Raw genomic sequence first — 23,680 nt, 5'->3', positions numbered from 1 at the left:
TCGCGCCACCTTCTCCCACAAGGGGAGAAGGAAGAAAGAGCGCAAAGAAATGGCCCCGCGAGGGGCCATTTCCATCATGCGTTACGCATTAATCCCAGTGGTGATGGTGACCGCGCTTGACCACGACGACCCGGTCGTGATGGTGCCAGCCGCGATGCCAGCCGTGGTCGCGATGCTCGCGCATTTCGGCGCGGGCGCCGTAGCCATGATGGTAGCCGTTCTTGATCACCACCGTTTCGGCATTCGCCATCGTCGGTGCAACGATCGCGAGCGCGCCGAGAGCCGCAACCACATAACCAAGCTTCTTCATGATGTCCTCCTCCAATGCAATGCACATGAGAACGGCGCATGTGTGCGAACGTTCCGGAGGAACTGGAAGAGAATTCTGAATGGATGTTCAGACAGACCATGATCCGGAAAAGTGTGAAGCGGTTTTCCAAACGATCATGCTCAAACGTGATGCTCAATCGCAGCGTTGCTGCGCTGGTGTCGGCGCGCCTGTCGCGACGTATTTGCCGTCCCTGATCGTGTACACACCGCGCTCGCTGCGATTGTAGATCGCGCGCAAGCTGCCATCCTTCGCCAGCAGCAGCCCGAACTCACGCGTCTGGTGCAGCGAGGGGAAGTACACCATCACATTGAGCAGGCCCTCGGCTTCGACCGTGGCGGACACAACTTCGTTCTCGTCCCTGGCCTCGCCGAAATCGCGCCGGTACATCACCCGGCCGTCCTTCCTGATCTCGTAAGTCAACAGCGAGCCCTTGTCGCGGTCCGGCCGCGCCGCGCAATCGACCGCCCATGAACCGAGCAGGCCCCATTGCTCGACCGTCGCCGCAAGCGTCTCGGCGCCCGCCGCTGGCGTGAACGCAATCCACAGCATCGCCGCCGCGATCCAGCAGCCTAGACAACGCTTCATGTCCTGAAAAACCCCGCCTCGAACAAGTCCAAGTGTAGCATCCCGCGCGCGATCGTCCATGCGAGCTGGCAATCGCGCGCGAATTTGATCCGCGTCAATGAGGCCGGTCGTATCAAGGGTAGGATGGCGCTCCCGAAGGCGAAGTTGGTGAGAGCGATGCTGAATCAAGTCGTGGATTTCGCGGGCGAGGTACTGCCGGGGAGCTGTGCCGTGCCGCCTTATTCCGAGACCGCGTTCCTGGCCGAGCTGGGCGAGCGCTTGAGGTCCTCGCGTGCGCGGTGCGAGCTGTCGCGCCGGGAGCTGGCACGCCGCTCCGGGATTTCCGAGCGCTACATCGCCCAGATCGAGGCCGGCAAGGGCAACGTCTCGATCGTGCTGCTGCTGCGGCTGGCCTCCGCGATCCACGGCAGCCAGCCTCAGGTGGCCTAGAGCGAGCCTTAGGCCCGCTTCTCCACGTTGGCGCTGCGGGCCGGCACGCCGAACTCCTTGCGGCAGACCTCGGCCAGCACGGCGACGCCCTCACGGATCTGCTGATGCGAGGGGCTCGCAAAGCACAGCCTGAGCCGCGAGCTGGAATGGGGCTTGTTGGTCGACCATTCCGGGCCCGGATTGATCGACACGCCGGCGGCGAGCGCGGCTTGATAGAGTTTTAGCGTATCGACCTGGTCGGGCAGCTTCACCCACAGGAAGATGCCGCCCTTGGGCTCCTCGAACTCGGCCGCCGTCCCGAACTGCTCGTTCAGCGCCTCCATCAGCGTATCGAGCTTGGTGCGCAGCGCCTTCGTCAACGCGGGCACGTGGGTCGAGAAATGCGGCTTGCAATAGGCGGCCAGCACCATCTGCTCCAGTGCGCCGGAGCCTGCATCCGTCTTCAGCGCCAGCATCCGCGACATCACATCCCAGGGCGCGACGATGAAGCCGACGCGCAGCGCCGGTGCGATCGATTTCGAGAACGAGCCGATATGGATCACGCCGCCGTTCGGGCTCATCGCGTGGATCGCCGGCGGTCGCTGCCCCGACCAGACGAGATCGGCGTAGCAATCGTCCTCGAAGATGGGCACGCCATATTCGGCCGCGAGCCGCACCAGTTCGGTGCGGCGGCTCTCCGGCATGATGCTGCCGGTCGGGTTCTGCACGGTCGGGATGGTGTAGATGTATTTCGGCCGGATGCCGCGGCTCTTCAAATCGGCCAGCGTCGAGGCCAGCACATCCATGCGCATGCCGTCCTTGTCGAGGGGGATACCGACGACGTTGACCCCGAGCCGCGCCAGTCGGGTCAACGAGCCCTGATAGCTGTCCTGCTCGAAGATCACGGTATCGCCGCGTGTCAGCAGCGTCGCGTTGACGAGGTCGAGCGCCTGGAGCGAGCCGGAGACGATCAGGAGATCGTCGACGGTGCAGTTGATGCCGGCGTCGCGCTTCAGTTTTGTCACCAGGAATTCGCGCAAGGGCAGGTAGCCCTGCGGCCCGTGCGCCAGGCCGTAGGTCGCGAGCGAGCGGCCTTCCTTTTGCAGGGCGGAATTGGTCGCCTCGATCAGGCCGTCGAGCGGCAACTGCTCGGAATCGTTGTTGCCGCCGACGAAACTGTACTTGGCGAGGCCCGTCCAGCGCGCGGAAGGGGCCGGCAGCCCTGCGGGAAACAGGGGCGCGAAATCGAAGCTGGACGTCATGGGGGCGTTCCTCGTTTTGTTCTTGTTGAGCGGCCGGCCTTGCGCCGGCGTGCCTTACTTCTTGCCGGCCGTCCTCGTCGGACGGCCCAGGCTGATGAAAGCGTAATGCGCATTGGCGACGCCGCCAACCATCAAGGCCTCGACCACTGGCTCGGCGATCTCGCCTGTTGCGGCCCAGTCGACAAGGAAATTGGCCCCGGTCCCCCCGCGCACATCGTCGGTCGGAATGAAGATCGAGACGGTGGCCAGAGGCTTCAGCGCCACCTGGCCCTTCAGGTAGGTCTCGACCTGCTTGCCTGCGGTGTCGAAATAGGCGATGCGTTTGACCACCAGCGGCTGGGTCTCGGAGGCGTTGTGAACGCTCAGCGTCACCGAGAAGTCGACACGTAGTTTGCCCTGGCTCATCGCGACGCTGGAATAGGCGGGCACATAGAACCCGCCGGAGACGGCGAGTTCCTCCTTCGGCAGTGTGGTGAGCGAATCGGCAAAGTTTTGTTCGATATTGACTTTGGATTGCGCGGCTGCGGGCGCGGCAGAGGCGAGGGGACATAGCAGCATTGCTGCGAAAAGCCCTGCTCGCATGTGACGAATTGCTCGCTTGCCGCGCCGCAACCTGGCCCTAGGGTGCGGCAAAACGGACCAATTTGGTATGCACGAACTCATTCGCGACATCACTCTCTGTATTCTGTTTGCCTGGATGCTGGGCCTGCTCGCCCATTTCTCCCGGCAGCCGCTGATCCTGGCCTACCTTATCGCCGGCTTCTGCATAGGTCCATTCGGTGCCGGCTGGGTCAAATCGCAGGAATCGATCAGCGTCATCTCCGAGCTCGGCCTGATCTTCATGCTGTTCATGATCGGGCTCGAGATCGACCTGAAGAAGATCGTGCGGGCGGGAAAGGTGATCCTGTTCGCGGCGGGCGGCCAGCTCATCGGCGGCTGCGTGCTCGGGGTGCTGTTCTTCGTTGGCATCGGCCTGTCGCTCGGCGGTGGGCATTTCGATGCGGTCTATCTCTGCGTCGCCTGCGCGCTGTCGAGCACCGTGATCATCGTCAAGGTGCTCTACGAGAAGCGCGAGCTCGACACGCTGCCCGGCCGCATCACGCTCGGTGTGCTGGTGCTCCAGGATATCTTCGCCATCCTGTTCCTGGCGGTGCAGCCGAGCCTCGCCAATCTCGAGGTCAGCGTCATCCTGCTGTCGATCGGCCGTGTCGCGGTGCTGGTCGCCGCCGCGCTGCTGGTCAGCCGCTACGTGCTGCCGCGCCTATTCCATCAGATTGCCCGCCGCCCCGAGCTGATCCTGCTTGGCGCGCTCGCCTGGTGCTTCCTCGTCGCCGAGACCGCGGAGCGGCTCTCACTCTCGCGCGAGATGGGTGCGCTGATCGCCGGCGTTTCGCTGTCGACCTTCCCTTACGCCCTCGACGTCACCGCCAAGGTCACCACGCTCCGCGACTTCTTCATCACGCTGTTCTTTGTCGCGCTCGGCATGACCATTCCCGTGCCGGGCCTCTCCGTGATCGGGCTTGCCTTGATGATCGCGGCGTTCACGGTGGTCAGCCGCCTCGTCACCACCTTCGCCCCGCTCTACCTGATGAAGCAGGGCCTGCGCGCCAGCCTGTTGCCGGCCCTTAACCTCGCGCAGATCTCCGAGTTCTCGCTGGTGGTGATCCAGACCGGCGTCGCCGACCATCATATCGCGGCCGAAACGGCGAATGCGGCCTCCTTTGCCTTCGTGGTGCTGGCGGTGCTCTCGACCTTCGTGATGACCCGCAGCGACGAGATCACCCGCTGGGCGATCGGCCCCCTGAAGCGGATCGGCCTGCGCGACCTCGACCATGGCAACGGCCACGCCGAGGAGGGGCACGAGGGCGGCCACGGCGAGGCCCGCCGCATCGTCATCCTCGGCTTTTTCCGTGCGGCGAGCGCGCTGCTGGCCGAGATCGAACGGCAGGCGCCGGTGCTGCTCGAGCAGATCACCGTGATCGACTTCAATCCCAATGTGTACAAGACGCTGCTATCGCGCGGCCTGCACGTGATCTATGGTGACATCAGCAGCGCCGACACGCTGCTCCATGCCGGCGTCGGCAAGTCCGAGATGATCATCCTCAGCGTGCCGGACGCCCTTCTCAAGGGCGCCAGCAACGAGAAGCTGGTCCGCCACGTCCGTACCCTCAACCCGACCGCCATGATCGTGGCCACGGCCGATCTTTTGTCGGATGTGAGCGAGCTCTACGCGGCCGGCGCCAGCTACGTCACGGTGACCCGGCTCAGCGACGCTCATGAGCTGTTTACCGTGATCGAAGCGGCCCAGGCTGGCCTGCTGGCCGACAAGCGGGCCGAGCTCGATGTCCGGCTCGGCGAGCGGCGCGAAGTGCTGCCCTGAAGGCGGCGCGGCCGCTTTCCGTCCGGGCCGTGTGCGCCTATATCCCTGGTATCTTCGGTGCAAGCCTTAGACCCGCGGGCCGGCCCGCCATCAGGCATATGCGGTTGCGTCCAGGACACTAGCGCTTGGGGCCAAGTCCGGCTAAGGCGTCCGGCTAAGCCTCCCGGCCATAACCGATAGAGATTGGGAAATGCCCGATAACGTTCAGGAAGTCTTGCAGGCCTTTGCCCGGGGTGAGCTCGTGGTCGTCACCGACGACGAGGACCGCGAGGGCGAGGGCGATCTGATCGTCGCCGCCTCGCTCTGCACCGCCGAGAAGATGGCGTTCATCATCCGCCATACCTCCGGCATCGTCTGCGCGCCGGTGACCACCGAGGACGCGCGCCGCCTCCGGCTCGATCCGATGGTGGCCCACAACGATTCCGCGCACACCACCGCATTCACGGTCTCGATCGACTACAAGCCCGACGGCGGCACCGGCATCTCGGCCGAAGAGCGCGCCTCGTGCTGCCGCGCGCTGTCCAATCCCAATGTCGGCGCCAACGATTTTGCCCGCCCGGGCCACATCTTCCCGCTGATTGCCAAGGACGGCGGCGTGCTCTTGCGCTCCGGCCATACCGAGGCCGCGGTCGATCTGTGCAAGCTCTCCGGCCTGCCGCCGGTCGGTGTCATCAGCGAGCTGATGAACGACGACGGCAGCGTGATGAAGGGCGAGCAGGTTGCGCAGTTCGCCGCCAGGCACAAGCTCAAGCATGTCACCATCGCCGACATGATCGCCTACCGCCAGGTGCGCGAGAAGCTGATCGAGCGGGTCTCGACCTTCGTCACCGACAGCCCGATCGGGCCGCTTCAGGGCTATGCCTACCGCTCGCCGTTCGATTCCATCGCCCACGTCGCGTTCGTCTATAACGGCGTCGGCGACGGCAAGAACGTGCTGACGCGCTTCCACAAGCCCAACATTGTCAAGGACATCTTCACCGGCCACAAGCGCATGGCGGCGGTGCTCGAGCACTTCAAGAAGTCCGGCCGTGGCGTCTTGGTTTACCTGCGTGACGGCGCCGCCGGTGTCCCCGTTGCTCCGCTGCCCGATGAGAGCGCGAGCGAGGCGGACCGCAACCGCCAGTGGCGCGAGGTCGGTGTCGGCGCGCAGATCCTGCGCGACCTCGGCGTCACCTCGATCCGCCACCTCACCTCTTCGGTGCACGACTACAAGGGCCTGTCAGGCTTCGGCATCGAGATCGTCGCCAACGAGCAGCTTGAAAGCTAGCGCTGTCATTCCGGGGGCGCGCGTTGCGCATCCCCGGGGTTCACGCAGAGCCATCCATCTGCAACGCAATTGCACTTGTTGCCGCGGCGCTTTACTTTGTCGGGCAAATTTTGACGGAACCAGACGAAAGGACGTTTCATGAGCGTGCGCCCTCAGACCAAGGACAAGCCGGCTGCGGCTTCTTTCCAATGGGACGATCCGTTCCTGCTCGACGAGCAGCTCACCGAAGACGAGCGCATGGTGCGCGACACCGCGCGCGCCTATGCCCAGGACAAGCTGCTGCCGCGCGTCACCAAGGCGTATCTCGAGGAGAAGACCGACCGCGAGATCTTCAACGAGATGGGCGAGCTCGGCCTGATCGGCATTACGCTGCCTGAGGAATATGGCTGTGCCAATGCGAGCTACGTCGCCTACGGCCTCGTCGCGCGCGAGATCGAGCGGGTCGATTCCGGCTATCGCTCGATGAACTCGGTGCAGTCCTCGCTGGTGATGTACCCGATCTACGCCTATGGCGACGAGAACCAGCGCAAGAAGTACCTGCCGAAGCTCGCCAGCGGCGAATGGGTCGGCTGCTTCGGTCTCACCGAGCCCGACGCCGGCTCCGATCCGGCCGGCATGAAGACCCGCGCCGAGAAGGTCTCGGATGGCTATCGCCTGACCGGCAGCAAGATGTGGATCTCGAACGCGCCGATCGCCGACGTGTTCGTGGTCTGGGCCAAGTCGGCCGAGCACGACAACCAGATCCGCGGCTTCGTGCTGGAAAAGGGCATGAAGGGCCTCTCCGCGCCGAAGATCGGCGGCAAGCTGTCCCTGCGCGCCTCGATCACCGGTGAGGTCGTGATGGATGGCGTCGTGGTTCCCGAGGACGCGCTGCTGCCCAACGTGTCCGGCCTCAAGGGCCCGTTCGGCTGCCTCAACCGCGCCCGCTACGGTATCTCCTGGGGTGCGCTCGGCGCCGCCGAGGACTGTATGCACCGCGCCCGCCAGTACACGCTCGATCGCAAGCAGTTCGGCAAGCCGCTCGCCGCGACCCAGCTCGTGCAGAAGAAGCTGGCGGACATGGAAACCGAGATCGCGCTGGGCCTCCAGGGTTCGCTTCGCGTCGGCCGTCTGATGGACGAGGGCAAGTTTGCCCCCGAGATGATCTCGATCATGAAGCGCAACAATTGCGGCAAGGCCCTCGATATCGCCCGCGTCGCGCGAGACATGCACGGTGGCAACGGCATCTCGGCCGAGTACCACGTGATGCGCCACGTCCATAACCTCGAGACCGTCAACACGTACGAGGGGACTCACGACGTCCACGCCCTGATCCTGGGACGTGCGATCACGGGCATCCAGGCGTTTTTCTAGTCGCAGCGTTCTTCGGCCGCGGCTAGTTTGCTCCGCTGTCATCGCCCGCCCTGTGCGCAATTGCGCACTAGAGCGGGCGATCCAGTATCCCAGAGACCTCGCCTTCGCCTCAGGCGCCGCGGCGTACTGGATACCCGCTTTCGCGGGGTATGACGGTGAGGGTTGGGCTGCAGTGCACAGGAAGTCCCATGTCCGACAACGACGACATCCCGTTCAACCGCAACTTTCCGCTCAAAGCCGGTGTCGTCGAGGAAGTCCGTCCCGGCGTGCGGCGCGTGCTCTGTAACAATCCGAGCCCGTTCACCTTCACCGGCACGGTCAGCTACATCGTAGGCCAAGGCAACGTCGCGATCATCGATCCCGGCCCGGACGATGAGGCGCATGCGGCGGCGCTGCTCGATGCCGTGCGCGGCGAGACGGTGAGCCATATCTTCGTCACCCACACCCATCGCGACCATTCGCCGAACACGGCACGGATCAAGCAGGCGACCGGCGCGCCTGTCTATGCCGAGGGCCCGCACCGTGCCTCGCGACCGCGCTTCGAGAGCGAGAAGCACAATCCGGAGTCCGGCGCCGACCGCGATTTCGCGCCCGATATCAGGATCGCCCATGGCGACGTCGTCGAAGGCGACGGCTGGCGTCTGGAGGCCGTGGCGACGCCCGGCCACACCGCCAATCATCTCGCCTTCGCCTGGCCCGAACGGAAATTCAACTTCGTCGGCGATCACGTGATGGGCTGGTCGACCTCGATCGTGGCGCCGCCCGACGGCTCGATGATCGACTACATGGAGTCGCTCGACCGCCTCGCCGGGCGCGAGGAGGATCTGTATTTCTCAGGCCACGGCCCGGAGATCCCGGACGGCCAGCGCTTCGTGCGCTTCCTGATCCGCCACCGCAAGGCGCGCGAGGCCTCGATCCTGCATCGCCTAGCCAAGGGCGAGGCCGATATCCCGACCATGGTGCGCGCGATCTATATCGGTATCGATCCCAGGCTGACGACGGCCGCCGGCTATTCGGTCCTGGCGCATCTGGAAGATCTGGTCGCGCGCGGCGTGGTGACGACGGACGGCGATCCCGTGATCGGTGGAACGTATCGAATGGCTTAGGGGCGAATGGCGAATAGGGAGCAGCGAATAGGTGCTTTCCACTCGCTATTTGCTACTCCCCATTCGCCGATCTCATTTCTTCACCGTCTTCGCCGGTGCCTTCGGCGGCGCGACCGGCGTCTTCTTCACCGGTTTCAGCGCGTCGGCGTCGGCGGCGGTGTTGAGATCGTCGATGAATTTTTTGACGCGCGCGGCGTTGCTGCCGAGATCACTGTCGAAATAGCGCGACGCCGAGCGGATATCGACGCGGGAATCGTCACCGTCGGGCACGACCCGGATCGAGATGTCCTCGCGGAACCCCATGATCGGCGTCCGTGCCACCGCCTCGATGCGACCGATACGGCGCGGCGGCTGCGGCTCGCGCTCGTCGATGACGAGCCATTTGCGCTTGATGACGAGCTGGCGCGCGATCGCATAGGCCCGATCGACGGGGATCTCCAGCTCGATCGGCTCGATGTCCGGGTAGAACTGGCGCTGCTGCTCGGCCGAATAGAGGCCGGCATAGACCGCGGTGTTGGTGCCATCGCCGGTGCGCAGATGCGCGAGCGCGTCGAAGCGCGGCGGGTCGATCGGGTTGGTCGTGATGTCGTAGATCGGGGGCAGCTTGCGGTATTGCAGGGCGAGATAAGCGGGATAAGCGAGGATCGCGCCGTTGATGAGGAAGGCGAGCAGGATGCGCCCCATGCCGCGCGAGCCGTTCTGCCAGATCGCGGCAAAGCCCGCGAGCCCAAACAGGATCGAGAGGCCGGCGATCGCGAGCCCGCCGAAGAACGTCATCAGCGCCGGCCTCATCTCCAGGAAGTCGAAGCGGACGATGATGATCGAGACCACCACCGCCACCACCGCGAACACGGCCAGATTGCGCGCCCAACTCGCGAGGCTGGACACGGGCTCCGACTGATAGGGAGCGGAAAACCTGCGGGCCATAGGGTGAAGCTCTGCCGGGGGTTTGGGCGATGTCGGCCGATTTGGCGCGACGATGGGCCGTTGAGACCACGGCCCGGAGGCAAATTCAAGGGTTCCGCATGCGCCCAGACCGTCATGCCCGGGCATAGCCGTCCGAAGGACGGCGTCGCTTCCGCTCGCCTATGCCCGGGCATCCACGTTCTCCGTGCCGCGGGGCAAGGCGTGGATGGCCGGGACAAGCCCGGCCATGACGTTGTGGGGCTTCAATGCGTCGAGCGCTCACGCCCTCCAGGGGAGGGTGGTACCGAGGGTTACGCCGCCGCGTTCGGGAAACGGTAATCCTTGAACTGGTCGCGTAGTGCGGTCTTCAGGATCTTGCCGGTCGCGGTGTGCGGAATGCCTTCGACGAAGGCGACGTCGTCAGGCATCCACCATTTGGCGATCTTGCCGTCCATGAACTTCAGGATGTCCTCGCGGCTGGCCTGCTGGCCCTGCTTGAGCTGCACGATCAGCAGCGGCCGCTCGTCCCATTTGGGATGATAGATGCCGATCACGGCGGCCTCCGCCACGGCGGGATGGCCGACCGCGAGGTTTTCGAGGTCGATCGAGGAGATCCACTCGCCGCCGGACTTGATCACGTCCTTGGAGCGGTCGGTGATCCGCATGTAGCCGGCCTCGTCGATGGTCGCGACGTCACCGGTGTCGAAGAAGCCCTCCTCGTCGAGGATGTTGCTGTCGACGCGGTAATAGGCCTTGGCGACGGCGGGGCCGGAGACCTTGAGACGGCCGAAGGTCTTGCCGTCCCAGGGCAGCTCCTTGCCGGCATCGTCGGTGATCTTCATCTCCACCGCAAAGGGCGCATAGCCCTGCATCTGCAGCACGTCGAGCCGCGCCTCACCGGTCGCATTCTGGAACGGCGGCTTCAGCGCCGCGACGCTGCCGATCGGGCTCATCTCGGTCATGCCCCAGGCGTGGCGCACGTTCGAGCCCATGTCGAGGAAGGCCTTGATCATCGAGCGCGGCATCGCCGAGCCGCCGCAGATCACCATCTTCAGAGCCGGCAGCTTCAGATTGTTGGCGGCCATGTGCTGCAGCAGCATCAGCCACACCGTGGGCACGCCCGCCGTGTGCGTCACCTTCTCGGTCGAGAGCAGCTCGTAGACGGAGGCGCCGTCGAGCTTGGCGCCGGGCATGACCAGCTTGGTGCCTTGCGAGGGGGCCGAGAAGGCGATGCCCCAGCTATTGGCATGGAACAGCGGCACCACCGGCAGCATTGTCTCGGACGCGCTGGTGCCGAGCGCATCGACATTGTTTGCCATCAGCGCGTGCAGCACGTTGGAGCGATGCGAATACAGAACACCCTTCGGATCGCCCGTGGTGCCGGATGTGTAGCACATCGCGGCGGCCGTGTTCTCGTCAAAGTCCTTCCATTCGAATTTGCCGTCGGCCTCCGCGATCCAGTCCTCGTAGGCGACCACATTCTTCAGCGTGGTCTCAGGCAAATGCGCCTTGTCGGTGAGCACGACGTAGCGTTCGACGCTTGGCAGCTTGTCGGCGATCTTCTCCAGGACCGGAACGAAGGTGAGGTCGGTCATCACGATGCGGTCCTGCGCATGGTTGATGATCCAGGCGATCTGCTCGGGGAAAAGGCGGGGATTGACGGTATGGCAGATGGCGCCGATCCCCATGATGCCGTACCAGACCTCGAGATGGCGCCAGGTGTTCCAGGCGATCGTTGCGACCCGGTCACCGAGCTTGATGCCGTCTCGCTCCAGCACCTGCGAGACCTTGAGCGCCCGCTTGTGGATTTCGCCGTAGGTGGTGCGATGGATCGGTCCCTCGACCGATCGCGTAACGACCTCCTGCTTGCCATGAATCTTGGCGGCGTGTTCGATGATCCGGTGGCAGAGCAGGGGCCAATCTTGCATCAAACCAAGCATTCAGACATTCCTCCGAGGTGGGCTGGACTTTTTATAGCTCTCAGCGCTGGGCCAAAGAATTGTCATGAGTTTTAGCCTGCCGGACTTTCGCCGCAAATGGTCTTGTCGCGGCTATATGTCCGCAGGCGCGGCAATGGTTACCGCTGCGCTCGGGCTGTCGCTTGTGCTGGCGGAGCGGGCAGAAGCACGAAAATATGCTGCGCCGCTGGATATCTTTGGCCTCGGGACACCACGGCCACGTACGAAGGTGCACTCCGCCAGGATACCGCTACCAAAGCCCCGTCCGGAGGAGGCCCCCCAAGCAACGGACGAGGCCGCGCCGGAGGCAGAGGGGAAGCCTTCCGCAGACAAGCCGAGCGCGACCAAGCCCGCCGAGGCCGCGCCGCCGCCCGAGAAGCAACTCTCGGCCTGCCGGCTCGCCTTGACCGAGGAGATCGCAGTCGCGCCGTCCATTCCCGATATTCGCGGCCCCGGCGCCTGCGGCGGCGAGGATCTGGTGCGCCTGGAGGCGATCGTGCTGCCGGACAAGCGCAAGGTGGCGGTCAAGCCGGCGGCGATCCTCCGCTGCACCATGGCGTCCGCGATCGCCGATTGGGTGCGCAAGGACATGGTGCCGCTGGCGGCGAGCCTCGGCTCGACCATCAGCGATCTCGACAATTTCGACAGCTTCGAATGCCGAGGCCGTAACCGCGTCGCCGGCGCGATGCTGTCCGAACACGGCAAGGCCAACGCGCTCGACGTCCGCGCCATCAAGCTCGCCAACGGGCGGTCGATCGGCCTGACCGACCGCGGCATGCCGCGCGATGTGCGCGAGCGCGTGCTGCATTCAGTCTGCGCGCGCTTTTCCACCGTGCTCGGTCCGGGCTCGGACTGGTATCACGAGGACCACATCCATCTCGACCTGGCGCAACGGCGCAACGACTACCGGATTTGTCAGTGGAACGTCTGGGATCCCCTGCCGCAGGTCGCCCCGTTGCTGCCGGCGGGACGGCCCGAGGAGGCGCCGCCGCGCGAGGTCGCGGCCAGGCCTGAGGCCAAGGATGGAGCCAAGGACGGAGCTGATGACGAGCCGGCGCAGAAATCCCCTGCGCCGGCGGACAAGTCGGCCGCCGATGGCACCAAAGCCGAGCCGCACAAGCCGGCAACAAAAAAGCGCCGGTAAAACCGGCGCTTTTGAATGTCCGAGAGCAGGAAGCGATCAGTAGCTGCCCGCCTGGCCCGTCTGGCTGCCGCCGAGCGCGAGGCGCGAATTGTAGGGCGAGTCGCCATGCTTCGGCTCGAGCACCACGACGATGGTGCCGACCTTGACGCGGCCATAGAGGTCGATGGCATCCTCGTTGGTCAGGCGGATGCAGCCCGACGAGATCGAGGCGCCGATATATTCCGGCTGGTTGGTGCCGTGAATGCGGAACAGCGTGTCCTTGCCGCCGGAGTAGAGATACATCGCGCGGGAGCCCATCGGATTGTCCGGACCCGGTGCAACGTAGGTCGGCACGCCCAGTCGCGAAATCTCGCCCGGGGTTGGATGCCAGGCCGGCCACTCGGTCATGCTGCCAACCTTGGCAATGCCCGACCATGCCATGGCTTCTTCGCCGACGGTAATGCCGTAGCGGATCGCCTTGCCGCCATCCATCACCCAGTAGAGGTAATGGTTGTCGGAATCGACCACGATCGAGCCCGGCGATTCCTTGCGGTGGTAATCGACGATGGCGCGGCGGAACGGCTCGGCGACCGGGGTGTTCTCGTACCGGACCTTGGCGAGGAGTTCCTTGTCCTTCGGCTTGAAGGCCTTGGTGTCGGTCGCTTCAAAATGTGTGGCCTGCATGCAGCCCGACAGCATCAGGCCAGCGGCCAAAATACCCAGCATAACTTTCAGCGACGACATGATTTGGTTCCAATCGACAACAACTAGCTTTCGCGGGGCTTGAGACGCGCCCAAACCACGACTCCGTTGGGCCCTATTATCGTTGAAATCTGCCACAATTCCAGCGTTTCGGACCTTTTCCCGCGCTGCAAGAGCCGAGCTGTGGCTTTTTTGCCGCAAGTTTTGCGCTCCTGTGCTGGTTTTTAGGCAAAGCACGCCCGACTGTCGATTCCGTGCCACGGTTGGGCCACGGCGCCGCCACAAATGCAAACGCTCCGTTAATGTGCTTGTCATCATGAACTTGTCAGAATCGCGCTAAGGGCTGTCAGTCTGTCGCAGGCCCCTGCTGGAGTTGTGCATGTTTTCTGTGTTCGTTCCCACCGACTCCTCCCTCAAGAAAGCGGTTGTCGAAGACCTCGCGGCGGTTCCAGAGCATGCGGTGTGGATCGACCTGGTCAACCCGACCGCGGCTGAGGACAAGGCGGTGGAGCGGCTCTCCGGTATTGCGATCCCGACCCGGGAGGACATGCAGGAGATCGAGATCTCCAGCCGCCTCTATATCGAGAACAGCGCCCGCTACATGACGGCAACGCTGATGTGCCAGTCCGACACCGACATGCCCCGGACCACGGCTGTGACCTTCATTCTCGGCGACCATCGCCTGGTGACGGTGCGCTACGACCAGCCCAAGCCGTTTGCGCTGGTCGAGGCCAAGCTGGCCCGTTCCTGCACGCCCGCGATCACCGGCGAGATGGTGCTGATGGAACTGCTGGACGCCGTGATCGACCGCTGCGCCGACATCCTGGAGCGCTGCGGCGCGGAGATCGACCAGGTCTCGCACGACATCTTCGAGCCCGAGAGCGAGCGCCACGGCCACGCCAAGCAATATTCCCAGATCCTGATCTCGATCGGCCGCAAGGGCGACCTGACCTCGAAGGTTCGCGAAAGCCTGGTGTCGATCGGCCGCGTCGTCACCTTCCTCTCCGCGGTGGTGGAGGGCGTGAAATGGTCGAAGGACATGCGCGAGCAGCTCAAGACCATGCAGCGCGACGTCGCCTCGCTGACCGACCACGCCTCTTATCTCTCCAGCAAGATCACCTTCGTGCTCGACGCCATGCTCGGCGTCGTCAATCTCGAGCAGAACAACATCATCAAGCTGTTTTCGGTCATGGCCGTTGTCCTGATGCCGCCGACGCTGATCGCCTCGATCTACGGCATGAATTTCAAGGCGATGCCGGAACTCGAATGGGTCCACGGCTATCCGATGGCGCTGGTGATGATGCTCGCCGCCGCGATCGTCCCGTACTGGCTCTTCAAGTGGAAGAAGTGGCTTTGATACCTACCGAGACCTTACGCTGTTCAACGAGACACGATGGTTGGTGTCGCAGAATAGAGCGGGATTGAGGCCGCGCCGTGATGTGTGCCCGCCGCCCCAATTCCTCCGGTAAAATTTGAGCAGTGGGCTGAACGTTTGCGCGAAACTTGTCTGCGATAAGCAGCATGTTAGCCGCGAGGAACAGCCATGGTTGAAAAACACATAACGTCGCCCCGCAACGTCATCGATCTGGCGAATTACCGTCAGGTCCTGGCGAGCGGCAAGGCGTCGTCGATGTCGGCGCGCATGTGCCGGCACTGTGGTGCTCCGCTGCTCGACGGTGAGAACGACGACGACTGCTCGACTGCGTTCAGCACGGCCGCTCCGCGGCTGCGCGATCGGTCGCGTCGGATTCGAGTCGATTGAGGAACGGAAGGGTAAAGGCGATCCAGGTCCTGCGGCGGCGTTGTCTGGATCGCCTTGCTTCCCGCGCTTCGAGCGGGAAAATCATCTAGCGCTTCACGATCTGGGCCGTCGAGACGACGGTCTCGGCGATAGCACCGTCGCGACTGAAGGGAGCGAGATGCTGCCCGACATCGCGCAGCATCGCGTCGGCATTTTCGCCAAGCGCTTCCGGCGATGACGACGAGTAGGTGAGGGTGCGTTTCGCCAGGTCGTGCAGGCCGACCAGATGGCTGGTCTCGATTGAGACGAGTTCAGCGGGCTGAAACGAACTGCCGCGAAAGAATGCTGGGAGGTCGCGGTGAGTCCGCGTGCCCCGACCGGCCTCCTCCCACAGCTTGGCCGGTGACCATCGGCGGCGCGCTTCATTGTAGCCGTCAAGCCACGGGTTGCGGCCGTCGGTGGCCGAGAATGAGGCGCAGATGGCAATTGCGCCGTCGTGCGCGACGAGCCGGTCGAGCAGTGCAAGCGTCAGGTCGCGATCCATCCAATGCAGGGCGCGCCCGATCGTCACGACATCGAAGCTGCCGATGTCGGGAGCCAGCGTTTCGGCCTTGCCTTCGATCAGCGTGATATTCCGCCCTGCGCCCGCTGCGGCGCGTCGCGCCGCCTCGATCATCTCGGGCTCGGGATCGACGCCGACAACGCGGCCGACATAGGGGCCGAAGCCGAGCGCCAAGAGTCCGGGTCCGGTGCCGAGGTCTATCAGGCTGCTCTGTTTGGTGAGACCAAGCTTGTGCGCGACGCTGCGAAAGAATTCGCTCGGGTAGGGCGGCCGCAAATGCTCGTAGAGTGACGCAGTGCTCGCGAACCGGCCCATGCTTCGCCTGCCTGGCCTTTACACGTGCTGGCCGCCGTTGATGTGGATCTCGGCGCCGTTGACGTAAGAGCTGGTGTCCGTGCACAGCACGTAGATGATCTTGGCGACCTCGTCGGGCGTGCCGAGCCGGTGCATCGGGATCTGCTGGTCGACGATCTTCTCGGTGCCCGGCGACAGGATCGAGGTGTCGATCTCGCCCGGCGCGATCGCGTTGACGCGGACGCCGACGCGGCCGAAATCGGAGGCCATTTCGCGCGTCAGGGATGCAAGGGCAGCTTTCGATGTGGCATAGGCGGCGCCCGCAAAGGGATGCACGCGCGAGCCCGCGATCGAGGTGACGTTCACGACCGAGCCCCTGGCCGCCTTCAACTCCTCGATCAATCCCCGCGCGATCATGATCGGCGCAAAGAAATTGACGTGGAAGACGTGCGTCCAGGTGTCGAGGTCGGTGTCGACCGAGCCAAGCCGCGAGCCACCCGGCCCCTTCGGCGAGATCGCGGCGTTGTTGACGAGCGCATGCAGCATGCCGCCTTCGAGCCGGTTGCGGATGTCGGTGATCGCGCGCGCGGTGTCCAGGGGGTTGCCGAGGTCGACCTGGATGTGATCCTCGGGGCCGGCGTCCCACGGACAGTCCTCGGGGAAGGGATGCCGCGAGCAGGTGATGACGCGCCAGCCCGCCGACGAGAAGCGGATCACTGTGGCGTGGCCGATGCCGCGGCTCGCTCCGGTCAGGAGCAGCGTGCGGCGCGGCGCATTGGACGAATGCGGCATGGACATCTTTCAGGTCGGCCTAAGCTCAGGGATACATCCGCGTCTTGGACCATGGCTGGCCGGCCGCGTCACGGCGAAATTCGATACGGTCGTGCAGGCGGAACGGGCGGTCGTGCCAGAACTCGATACGCGAGGGCGTGATGCGCCAGCCGCTCCAGCCCGGCGGCCGCGGCACCTCGCCGATGATGTGCTTGGCCGCGACTTTGGCGATGGCTTGTTCGAAGGCGAAGCGGCTTTCCAGCGCCTCGGACTGCTTGCTCGCCCAGGCGCCGATCTGCGCCTGCTTGGGACGGGTGGCGAAGTAAGCGTCGGCCTCGGCGTCGGTCACCGGCGTCACGTTGCCGCGGATGCGGACCTGACGGCGCAGTGACTTCCAGTGAAAAAGTAACGCCGCCTTAGGATTTGCGGCGAGTTCGCGGCCCTTCTGGCTCGCGATGTGGCTGTAGAAGACGAAACCGTCGGCATCGAAGCCCTTCATCAGCACCATGCGGACGTCTGGCAGCCCGTCGGGGTCGACGGTTGCGAGCGCCATGGCGTTCGGATCGTTCGGCTCAGTCTTGATCGCCTCGTTCAGCCAGGCCTCGAACAGCGCAAATGGCTCGTCGGCGGCGGTGAAATCACCGGATGTTAAGGGTGTCTGGTGTTTCATCGAGGTCGTGTCGGTCATGTCCGGAGTCCGAATTGCGTCCAGCGGCCCAAAACGCGTTGTTGTCCGCTACCGCCCTATATAGGGCATGGGGACGCGTTGGCCTATCGGCGATCCGGCCGTCCGGCTTTGTCATGACAATGATTCTGATCGGGCTCGGCTCCGGCGGCTGCAGCTTTTCCCGCAACGACACCAGCGCCTACGCCAAGGCCGACGACAGTGACCTGACCGGCTCGATCGCGCGGGCGGCAAAGGACGCCCCGCCGACCGACACCGATCTTGCCTTCGCCCGTAACGCCGCCTCCGACGTGCTGAGCAAGGGCGACAAGGATTCCAGCCAGCACTGGGAGAATCCGGAAACCGGTGCGCGTGGTTCGGTGACGCCGATCGCGCAGTCCTACGCTGCCGAGGACGGCCGCAAGTGCCGGGACTTCCTGGCGAGCTACGTCAATGGCAGCACCGAAAGCTGGCTCCAGGGCGCCGGCTGCCAAAGCAGCCGTGGCCGTTGGGAGATTCATACGCTAAAGCCGTGGCGGAGCTAGGAATCGGCTCTGCGGCTAGTTGCAAAAATGCCACTCGCCTCCCACATGACGAGCAGATGGGGCGGGGAGCCCTTTGAACAATTCGATTTCTTGAAGGAGACGTGACGGATGCGCGACCCCTATGAGGTCTTGGGGGTGCCGCGGAGCGCCAACGCTGCCGCGATCAAGAGCGCCTATCGCAAGCTTGCCAAGAAGCACCATCCCGACAGCAACAAGGATGACCCCAAGGCCGCCGAGCGCTTCTCCGAGATCAATTCGGCGAACGAGATCATCGGCGACGAGGACAAGCGCAAGCAGTTCGACCGCGGCGAGATCGACGCCGACGGCAAGCCGCGCTTCCAGGGTTTTCCGGGCGGCGGGCCGCGCGGCCGTGCGGGTCCCGGCGGGTTCGAAAGCTATACGTTCCGCAGCGGCGGCGCGGGCCCTGGTCAGGGCGGCGGCGCGTTCGAGGACATCCTCAACAGCATGTTCGGCGGGACGCGTGGTGCGCGGCCCGGGGCCGGCGGCGCCGGGCAGTTCGAATTCGACACCGGAGGGATCGGCCTCGATCTCGACGTCAATGTCGCGATGAGCGTCTCGCTGGAAGAATCGGTCAAGGGTGGCGAGAAGCGCGTCCGGTTGCCGACGGGCAAGGAGCTCAACGTCAAGATTCCGGCCGGCGTCACCGAGGGCCAGCAGATCCGGTTGCGAGGGCAGGGCGAGAGCGCCCAGGGCCATCCGCCGGGCGATCTCCTGATCACGATCAGCATCGCGCCGCACCCGTTCTTCAAGATCGAGGGTGCCGACCTCAGGATCGACCTGCCGGTCACGCTCTACGAGGCGGTGCTCGGCGGCAAGGTCCGCGTGCCGACCCTCGGCAATGCCGTGGAACTGTCGGTCCCGAAAAACACCTCCAGCGGCCGGACCTTCCGCCTCAAGGGCAAGGGATTGCCAAAAACTGGCGGAACCGGGGATCTCTTCGTCACCATCAGGATTATGCTACCGGACGGGAACGACGCCGAGCTTGAGGCATTGATGGAGAAGTGGCGGGACCAACACCCCTACAATCCACGTAGCGGGCTTGGCTAAAGCATGATCCGGACCCGGAGGGCCGCGTGAGAGCGAGGCGTTCATGCGGCGTTCAGCCGTTTTCCGAAAAGATCATGCGCAAAGAAAATTGCTAAAGCGCGAGCCATCGCGCTTTAGGGCGAGATCGCAACTGAAGGGGGGTCTCCCAAAGGACCAGAGCATCTCTCAACAGATGATGCTCGTCATATGCCTGAGGCGTGAGAGCGCCTCTCGGCTCATGTGGTTCGACGTGTCGGCTGTCCGGCGGGGCAGTCGATAATAGGTGCGGCCTCGAGAGGGGGACCAGCGCGGTACCAAAAACCCCAATCGAGGCCGCCCGCGTCGATCGGCGGATCGAACGCTACTCATTTTCTCGTGAGCATCCGGTGCGATAATGAGACGCACCCATGTCTTGATTCCAAATTTTCAATGTCGGAATCGAGGCACCGCCTTCAAGCGGTTGCTCAGGTACCGTTTTTCTCGGCCTGGTCGTAGACCGCCTGCGCGACCTTGGTCAGGCGATCGCGATCGCTGCCGCCGCTGACGACGTAGCCGACGCCGCGCTCGGCCCAGAACAGTGCGCCGTCCTTGTCGGCTTTGGCGTAGCGCATCTGAGTCGCGCCGGTCTCGGTCTTGGCGGTGTAGATCGTGTACCGCTCGCCCGAGGCGCCCTCATACATCAGGAACGACGCCGGACCGTTCGGCCCCGGCAAGAGCCGGCCGCCGACGAGCTTCAGCCCGCTCGCCTCCAGGTTCGGCGCGAACACGGTCCAGCCGCAACGCCTGGTCAGCCAGGCTTGGAGATGGTCGCGCTCGTTGCCGCCGACCTCGACGGGGTGGCGAACCTCGACGACATAGAGGCGGTGGGCGTCGAGCGCGTCCGCTGTAAAGCTCTGGAAGGTCGAGGGGGCGTTGGCCGCGCCATGCGCCACCCAACCGGCGGTGCCGCCGGCCACGAAGGCGACCAGCACAGCCGCCGCGGCGCCATAGAGCCATTGCCGGGGACGGCGCTCCAGCCGCTCGAGCTCCAGCCGGGCCGGCACCGGCTCCTGGACGACAGAGTCGTAACGCGCGTGAAGCATCTCGGCCATGGCGCGCCAGGACTGCACGCGTCCGGCATCGTCAGGGTGTGCGGCAAGCCAGGCCTCGACGTCGGCGCGGCGCTCGGCCGGCAGCTCGCCGTCGACATAGGCGTGCAGCTCGTCTTCGGTAATGGGAATATTATGGTCGTTCATATCGATCGTCTCTGGCTCTGCGGCCCAAAATGTCTTTCGCAGTTCAACTGCGCTGCTTCCCGCGCCATGCAGGCGAAGCGACCTGCGCGATGCATCAACACTGCCATCACTTCACCCGCTTGAGCGCCGGGCGCTCACCTTCCAGCGAGGCTTTAACGTGGGCTCTCGCTCGCGCCAGGCGCGACATCACGGTGCCGATCGGCACGCCCTGGATGTCGGCGACCTCGCGGTAGCTCATGCCCTCCAGCATCACCAGCAGAAGCACCGAGCGCTGCTCCTCGACCAGCGTCGCCAGCGCCTTCTCGATGTCGCGCCCTTCGGCCTCGGTCCCGCTGGCATCCGGATTGTTCTCCGTCAGCTGCGTGAATTGCGGGCGCCTTGCCAGCGAGCGCCGCCGGTTCTTGTTGAGGTTGGTTAGGATCGTATAGAGCCAGCTCCTGACATCGCCTCCGAGGAACAGGCGCTCCGAACGCAGCGCCCGCACCAGCGTATCCTGCACCAGGTCGTCGGCCGCATCCGCATCGCGCGTGAGCGCGCGGGCGTAGCGGCGCAACGCCGGGATCATGGCTTCCACACTCTGGCGAAACGCACTCATGCCGTCTTGACGTCCTGCTGTCCGGCGCGAGCGCCTCAATCATCATAACACCCGAACGGAACGGCTATTCCGGCGCTTGAAACAGCGTTAACGCCGCGTATTAGGACTGTACCGCGAAGGAGGGCTGGTGTACCTCCAGACCTCAACGAGAGCTCGACGGGACGTTAGCAAATGGCGCAGAATTCAGGTCTGATGCAGGGCAAGCGCGGGGTCATCCTCGGCCTTGCCAACAACCGCTCGATCGCCTGGGGCATCGCCAAGGCATGCCACGCAGCCGGCGCCGAGCTCGCCTTCACCTATCAGGGCGATGCGCTCAAGAAGCGCGTCGAGCCGCTCGCTGCCGAGATCGGCGGCCTCGTGCTCGGCCATTGCGACGTCACCGATGCCGCGACCATCGACGCCGCCTTCGCAGTGCTGAAGGAGAAGTGGGGCAAGATCGACTTCCTGGTGCATGCGATCGCCTATGGCGAGCAGCTCGACGGCCGCTACGTCGACACCACGCCGGAGAATTTCTCCAAGTCGATGCTGATCTCCTGCTACTCGTTCACGGCCGTGGCGCAGCGCGCCGAGAAGCTGATGAGCGATGGCGGCTCGCTCATCACGCTCAGCTATTACGGCGCCGAGAAGTGGATGCCGCACTACAACGTGATGGGCGTGGCGAAAGCCGCGCTGGAGGCCAGCGTGCGCTATCTCGCCGCCGATCTCGGCGAGAAGAACATCCGCGTCAACGCGATCTCGGCCGGCCCGATCAAGACGCTCGCGGCATCCGGCATCGGCGACTTCCGCTATATCCTGAAGTGGAACGAGAACAACGCGCCGATGCGGCGCAACGTCTCGATCGAAGACGTCGGCGGCAGCGCGCTGTATTTCCTCTCCGACCTCGCGCGCGGCGTCACCGGCGAGGTGCATCACGTCGATTCCGGCTATCACGTGCTCGGCATGAAGCGCCCGGACGCGCCGGACATCTCGTTCGGCGGCAAGGACTAGCTTATAAATCTGGAATGCCGGTGCCCACGATCTATTACCTTCGCCACGGTGAGACCGAGTGGAATGCGCTCGGGAGGCTTCAGGGCACCAAGGACGTTCCGCTGAACGCGCGTGGACGCGGTCAGGCCGTGCAGGCCGGCGGCGTGCTGGCGGATCTCTTCAAGCGCGACGGCAAGGACAAGGCGGCGTTACCCTACGTGTCGAGCCCGCTCGGGCGTGCACGCCAGACCATGGAACTCGCGCGCGGCAAGCTCGAACTGCCGCCGGCGGACTACGCGCTCGACGATCGCCTGCGCGAGATCGGCTACGGCAGCTGGGAAGGGCTGACGCTGGCCGAGAGCGAGGCGGCCGATCCGGACGTCTATGCCAGGCGCCTCGCCGACAAATGGACGGTCGGCCCCGCGGACGGGGAGACCTACGCCGATGTGCAGGTCCGCGTGCGGGCCTGGTACAACGAGCTCCGGACCGACACCGTCGCCGTCGCCCACGGCGGGACTTGCCGGGCCCTGATGGTTTCGCTCGGCCTTGAGACGCCGGCCAGCGCCGCCGAGCTCTATATCGAGCAGGGCGCCGTCTACGTCTTCCGCGACGGGCGGCTTGAGAAGTTTAGTTAGGTCGGTTCGCCGTCATCCACGGTGGCTATGGGTTTGACCCCCGGCCCCCCGCGCGTTACCACACGCCCGAACCGACCCAGCGAGCAGCGATGTCCTTCAACACCTTCGGCCACATGTTCCGCGTCACCACCTTCGGCGAGAGCCATGGGGTGGCGATCGGCTGCGTGGTCGACGGCTGTCCGCCCATGATCCCGCTCACCGAGGCCGATATCCAGCAGGATCTCGACCGCCGTCGGCCCGGCCAATCGCGCTTCACCACCCAGCGCCAGGAGCCGGACCAGGTGAAAATCCTGTCCGGCGTGATGGCGCATCCGGAGACCGGCGTGCAGGTGACGACGGGCACCCCGATCGGGCTCCTGATCGAGAACACCGACCAGCGCTCGAAGGACTATTCCGAGATCAAGGACAAGTTTCGTCCCGGACATGCCGACTTCACCTATGAGGCCAAATACGGCCTGCGCGACTATCGTGGCGGCGGCCGCTCCTCGGCGCGCGAGACCGCGATGCGCGTTGCCGCCGGTGCGATCGCGCGAAAAGTGCTGCCCGACGTCAAGGTCCGCGGCGCGCTGGTGCAAATCGGCCCGCACAAGATCGACCGCGACAAATGGGACTGGGACGAGATTGCCAAAAATCCGTTCTTCTGTCCGGACAAGGACAAGGCCGCCTTCTTCGAGACCTATCTCGACGGCATCCGCAAGAGCGGCTCGTCGATCGGCGCGGTGATCGAGGTCGTCGCCGAAGGCGTGCCGGCAGGCTTAGGTGCCCCGATCTACGCAAAACTCGATTCTGATCTCGCGGGTGCGATGATGACCATCAACGCCGTGAAGGGCGTCGAGATCGGTGCCGGCTTTGGCGCGGCCGAGCTCACCGGCGAAGAGAACGCCGACGAGATGCGCACAGGCAATGATGGCACGCGCTTCCTCTCCAACCATGCCGGCGGCGTTCTGGGCGGCATCTCCACCGGACAGCCGGTGGTGGTCCGCTTCGCGGTGAAGCCGACCTCGTCGATCCTCCAGCCGCGCCTCACTGTCGATCGCAAGGGCGCCGACACCGAGATCATGACCAAGGGCCGCCACGACCCCTGTGTCGGCATCCGCGCCGTGCCCGTCGGCGAGGCCATGATGGCCTGCGTGCTCGCCGATCACTTCATTCGGGATCGCGGGCAGGTCGGCCGCTAGAGCATTCGTGTCGCGGTACTAGCCCACCGCGCAGCTTGACGTCCCCACAACTTCGTCCGCAAATGC

The 23,680-nt window shown here is 64.7% G+C and carries 25 protein-coding genes; 13 read left to right on the top strand and 12 right to left on the bottom strand.

The features are described from left to right. Positions 1 to 88 precede the first annotated feature (88 nt). Both AB7531_RS33930 and AB7531_RS33925 read right to left on the bottom strand, forming a co-directional pair. The gene (locus AB7531_RS33930; RefSeq protein WP_063986595.1) at positions 89 to 310 is read right to left on the bottom strand and encodes a hypothetical protein; all 222 of its coding nucleotides are present in this window, start codon (positions 308 to 310) and stop codon (positions 89 to 91) included. Positions 311 to 463: 153 nt separating this feature from the next. Beyond that, positions 464 to 916: a hypothetical protein gene (locus AB7531_RS33925; RefSeq protein ID WP_063984942.1), complete on the bottom strand. Its 453-nt coding sequence runs from the start codon at positions 914 to 916 to the stop codon at positions 464 to 466. A gap of 156 nt (positions 917 to 1,072) precedes the next feature. Between AB7531_RS33925 and AB7531_RS33920 the strand changes: the two genes are divergently transcribed. Next, positions 1,073 to 1,345, top strand: a complete 273-nt coding sequence (locus tag AB7531_RS33920; protein WP_014497240.1) for a helix-turn-helix domain-containing protein — start codon at positions 1,073 to 1,075, stop codon at positions 1,343 to 1,345. An 8-nt stretch (positions 1,346 to 1,353) separates the two neighbouring features. On the opposite strand, the gene AB7531_RS33915 is transcribed toward AB7531_RS33920, so the two are convergent. Next, positions 1,354 to 2,586, bottom strand: a complete 1,233-nt coding sequence (locus AB7531_RS33915; RefSeq protein ID WP_063984941.1) for an aminotransferase-like domain-containing protein — start codon at positions 2,584 to 2,586, stop codon at positions 1,354 to 1,356. A gap of 54 nt (positions 2,587 to 2,640) precedes the next feature. Then, positions 2,641 to 3,168, bottom strand: a complete 528-nt coding sequence (locus AB7531_RS33910) for a DUF3124 domain-containing protein (RefSeq protein WP_063984940.1) — start codon at positions 3,166 to 3,168, stop codon at positions 2,641 to 2,643. Positions 3,169 to 3,235: 67 nt separating this feature from the next. On the opposite strand from AB7531_RS33910, the gene AB7531_RS33905 reads away from it, so the two are divergent. The 4 genes from AB7531_RS33905 to AB7531_RS33890 all read left to right on the top strand — a co-directional run bounded on the left by AB7531_RS33905 (position 3,236) and on the right by AB7531_RS33890 (position 8,692). Further along, positions 3,236 to 4,966 (top strand): cation:proton antiporter, encoded by a 1,731-nt coding sequence (locus tag AB7531_RS33905; protein WP_063984939.1) that lies wholly within the window; start codon positions 3,236 to 3,238, stop codon positions 4,964 to 4,966. A gap of 190 nt (positions 4,967 to 5,156) precedes the next feature. After that, positions 5,157 to 6,233, top strand: coding sequence for a 3,4-dihydroxy-2-butanone-4-phosphate synthase (gene ribB, locus AB7531_RS33900; protein WP_063984938.1), 1,077 nt, complete (start codon positions 5,157 to 5,159; stop codon positions 6,231 to 6,233). A gap of 138 nt (positions 6,234 to 6,371) precedes the next feature. Next, positions 6,372 to 7,586: an acyl-CoA dehydrogenase gene (locus AB7531_RS33895; protein ID WP_028148218.1), complete on the top strand. Its 1,215-nt coding sequence runs from the start codon at positions 6,372 to 6,374 to the stop codon at positions 7,584 to 7,586. A gap of 188 nt (positions 7,587 to 7,774) precedes the next feature. Beyond that, positions 7,775 to 8,692, top strand: a complete 918-nt coding sequence (locus tag AB7531_RS33890) for an MBL fold metallo-hydrolase (RefSeq protein ID WP_063984937.1) — start codon at positions 7,775 to 7,777, stop codon at positions 8,690 to 8,692. Positions 8,693 to 8,764: 72 nt separating this feature from the next. Here the strand turns inward: AB7531_RS33890 and AB7531_RS33885 are convergent, their stop codons facing one another. Next, a complete protein-coding gene (locus tag AB7531_RS33885) occupies positions 8,765 to 9,619 on the bottom strand; it encodes a DUF1499 domain-containing protein (RefSeq protein WP_063984936.1) in 855 nt (284 codons plus the stop codon). 290 nt (positions 9,620 to 9,909) lie between these two features. Continuing rightward, positions 9,910 to 11,538, bottom strand: a complete 1,629-nt coding sequence (locus AB7531_RS33880) for a fatty-acid--CoA ligase (protein WP_063984935.1) — start codon at positions 11,536 to 11,538, stop codon at positions 9,910 to 9,912. Between the two features lie 64 nt (positions 11,539 to 11,602). Here AB7531_RS33880 and AB7531_RS33875 point away from each other — a divergent pair, with 64 nt between their 5' ends. Next, positions 11,603 to 12,700, top strand: coding sequence for an extensin family protein (locus AB7531_RS33875; RefSeq protein WP_063984934.1), 1,098 nt, complete (start codon positions 11,603 to 11,605; stop codon positions 12,698 to 12,700). Positions 12,701 to 12,736: 36 nt separating this feature from the next. Here the strand turns inward: AB7531_RS33875 and AB7531_RS33870 are convergent, their stop codons facing one another. After that, positions 12,737 to 13,423 (bottom strand): L,D-transpeptidase, encoded by a 687-nt coding sequence (locus AB7531_RS33870; protein ID WP_063984933.1) that lies wholly within the window; start codon positions 13,421 to 13,423, stop codon positions 12,737 to 12,739. Between the two features lie 337 nt (positions 13,424 to 13,760). Between AB7531_RS33870 and AB7531_RS33865 the strand changes: the two genes are divergently transcribed. Together AB7531_RS33865 and AB7531_RS33860 are read left to right on the top strand one after the other, a co-directional pair. Next, positions 13,761 to 14,738, top strand: a complete 978-nt coding sequence (locus AB7531_RS33865; protein WP_063984932.1) for a magnesium transporter CorA family protein — start codon at positions 13,761 to 13,763, stop codon at positions 14,736 to 14,738. A gap of 186 nt (positions 14,739 to 14,924) precedes the next feature. Next, positions 14,925 to 15,143, top strand: coding sequence for a hypothetical protein (locus tag AB7531_RS33860; protein ID WP_028148212.1), 219 nt, complete (start codon positions 14,925 to 14,927; stop codon positions 15,141 to 15,143). 85 nt (positions 15,144 to 15,228) lie between these two features. On the opposite strand, the gene AB7531_RS33855 is transcribed toward AB7531_RS33860, so the two are convergent. The 3 genes from AB7531_RS33855 to pdxH are packed head-to-tail and all read right to left on the bottom strand — an operon-like array spanning position 15,229 to position 17,437. Continuing rightward, the gene (locus AB7531_RS33855) at positions 15,229 to 15,999 is read right to left on the bottom strand and encodes a class I SAM-dependent methyltransferase (RefSeq protein WP_231144375.1); all 771 of its coding nucleotides are present in this window, start codon (positions 15,997 to 15,999) and stop codon (positions 15,229 to 15,231) included. An 18-nt stretch (positions 16,000 to 16,017) separates the two neighbouring features. Next, complete coding sequence (locus tag AB7531_RS33850) at positions 16,018 to 16,770, bottom strand: SDR family NAD(P)-dependent oxidoreductase (RefSeq protein WP_063984930.1); 753 nt, start codon at positions 16,768 to 16,770, stop codon at positions 16,018 to 16,020. 25 nt (positions 16,771 to 16,795) lie between these two features. Beyond that, a complete protein-coding gene (gene pdxH, locus AB7531_RS33845; RefSeq protein WP_063984929.1) occupies positions 16,796 to 17,437 on the bottom strand; it encodes a pyridoxamine 5'-phosphate oxidase in 642 nt (213 codons plus the stop codon). 113 nt (positions 17,438 to 17,550) lie between these two features. On the opposite strand from pdxH, the gene AB7531_RS33840 reads away from it, so the two are divergent. Next, complete coding sequence (locus tag AB7531_RS33840; RefSeq protein WP_063984928.1) at positions 17,551 to 17,958, top strand: RT0821/Lpp0805 family surface protein; 408 nt, start codon at positions 17,551 to 17,553, stop codon at positions 17,956 to 17,958. 108 nt (positions 17,959 to 18,066) lie between these two features. Continuing rightward, positions 18,067 to 19,026, top strand: a complete 960-nt coding sequence (locus AB7531_RS33835) for a DnaJ C-terminal domain-containing protein (RefSeq protein ID WP_441280233.1) — start codon at positions 18,067 to 18,069, stop codon at positions 19,024 to 19,026. A 443-nt stretch (positions 19,027 to 19,469) separates the two neighbouring features. Here the strand turns inward: AB7531_RS33835 and AB7531_RS33830 are convergent, their stop codons facing one another. Then, on the bottom strand, positions 19,470 to 20,240 hold the full coding sequence (locus tag AB7531_RS33830) for an anti-sigma factor family protein (protein ID WP_014497223.1): 771 nt from the start codon (positions 20,238 to 20,240) through the stop codon (positions 19,470 to 19,472). Between the two features lie 106 nt (positions 20,241 to 20,346). Beyond that, the gene (locus AB7531_RS33825) at positions 20,347 to 20,835 is read right to left on the bottom strand and encodes a sigma-70 family RNA polymerase sigma factor (protein ID WP_014497222.1); all 489 of its coding nucleotides are present in this window, start codon (positions 20,833 to 20,835) and stop codon (positions 20,347 to 20,349) included. A gap of 171 nt (positions 20,836 to 21,006) precedes the next feature. Here AB7531_RS33825 and fabI point away from each other — a divergent pair, with 171 nt between their 5' ends. The 3 genes from fabI (at position 21,007) to aroC (ending at position 23,614) form a co-directional block, all read left to right on the top strand. Beyond that, positions 21,007 to 21,822 carry an enoyl-ACP reductase FabI gene (fabI, locus tag AB7531_RS33820; RefSeq protein ID WP_063984926.1) on the top strand — a complete coding sequence of 272 codons (816 nt, stop codon included), beginning with the start codon at positions 21,007 to 21,009 and terminating at the stop codon, positions 21,820 to 21,822. A 14-nt stretch (positions 21,823 to 21,836) separates the two neighbouring features. Then, entirely contained in the window at positions 21,837 to 22,436 is a 600-nt protein-coding gene (locus tag AB7531_RS33815) for a histidine phosphatase family protein (RefSeq protein WP_063984925.1), read from the top strand. A gap of 89 nt (positions 22,437 to 22,525) precedes the next feature. Continuing rightward, positions 22,526 to 23,614, top strand: coding sequence for a chorismate synthase (gene aroC, locus AB7531_RS33810; RefSeq protein ID WP_063984924.1), 1,089 nt, complete (start codon positions 22,526 to 22,528; stop codon positions 23,612 to 23,614). Positions 23,615 to 23,680: the final 66 nt, after the last annotated feature.

It is taken from the genome of Bradyrhizobium sp. 63_E2_N1_3, assembly GCF_052076005.1.
Lineage (GTDB): Bacteria > Pseudomonadota > Alphaproteobacteria > Rhizobiales > Xanthobacteraceae > Bradyrhizobium > Bradyrhizobium barranii.
The sequence above is the reverse complement of the archived record's forward strand: the minus strand, read 5'-3'. Positions and strand labels throughout refer to the sequence as shown.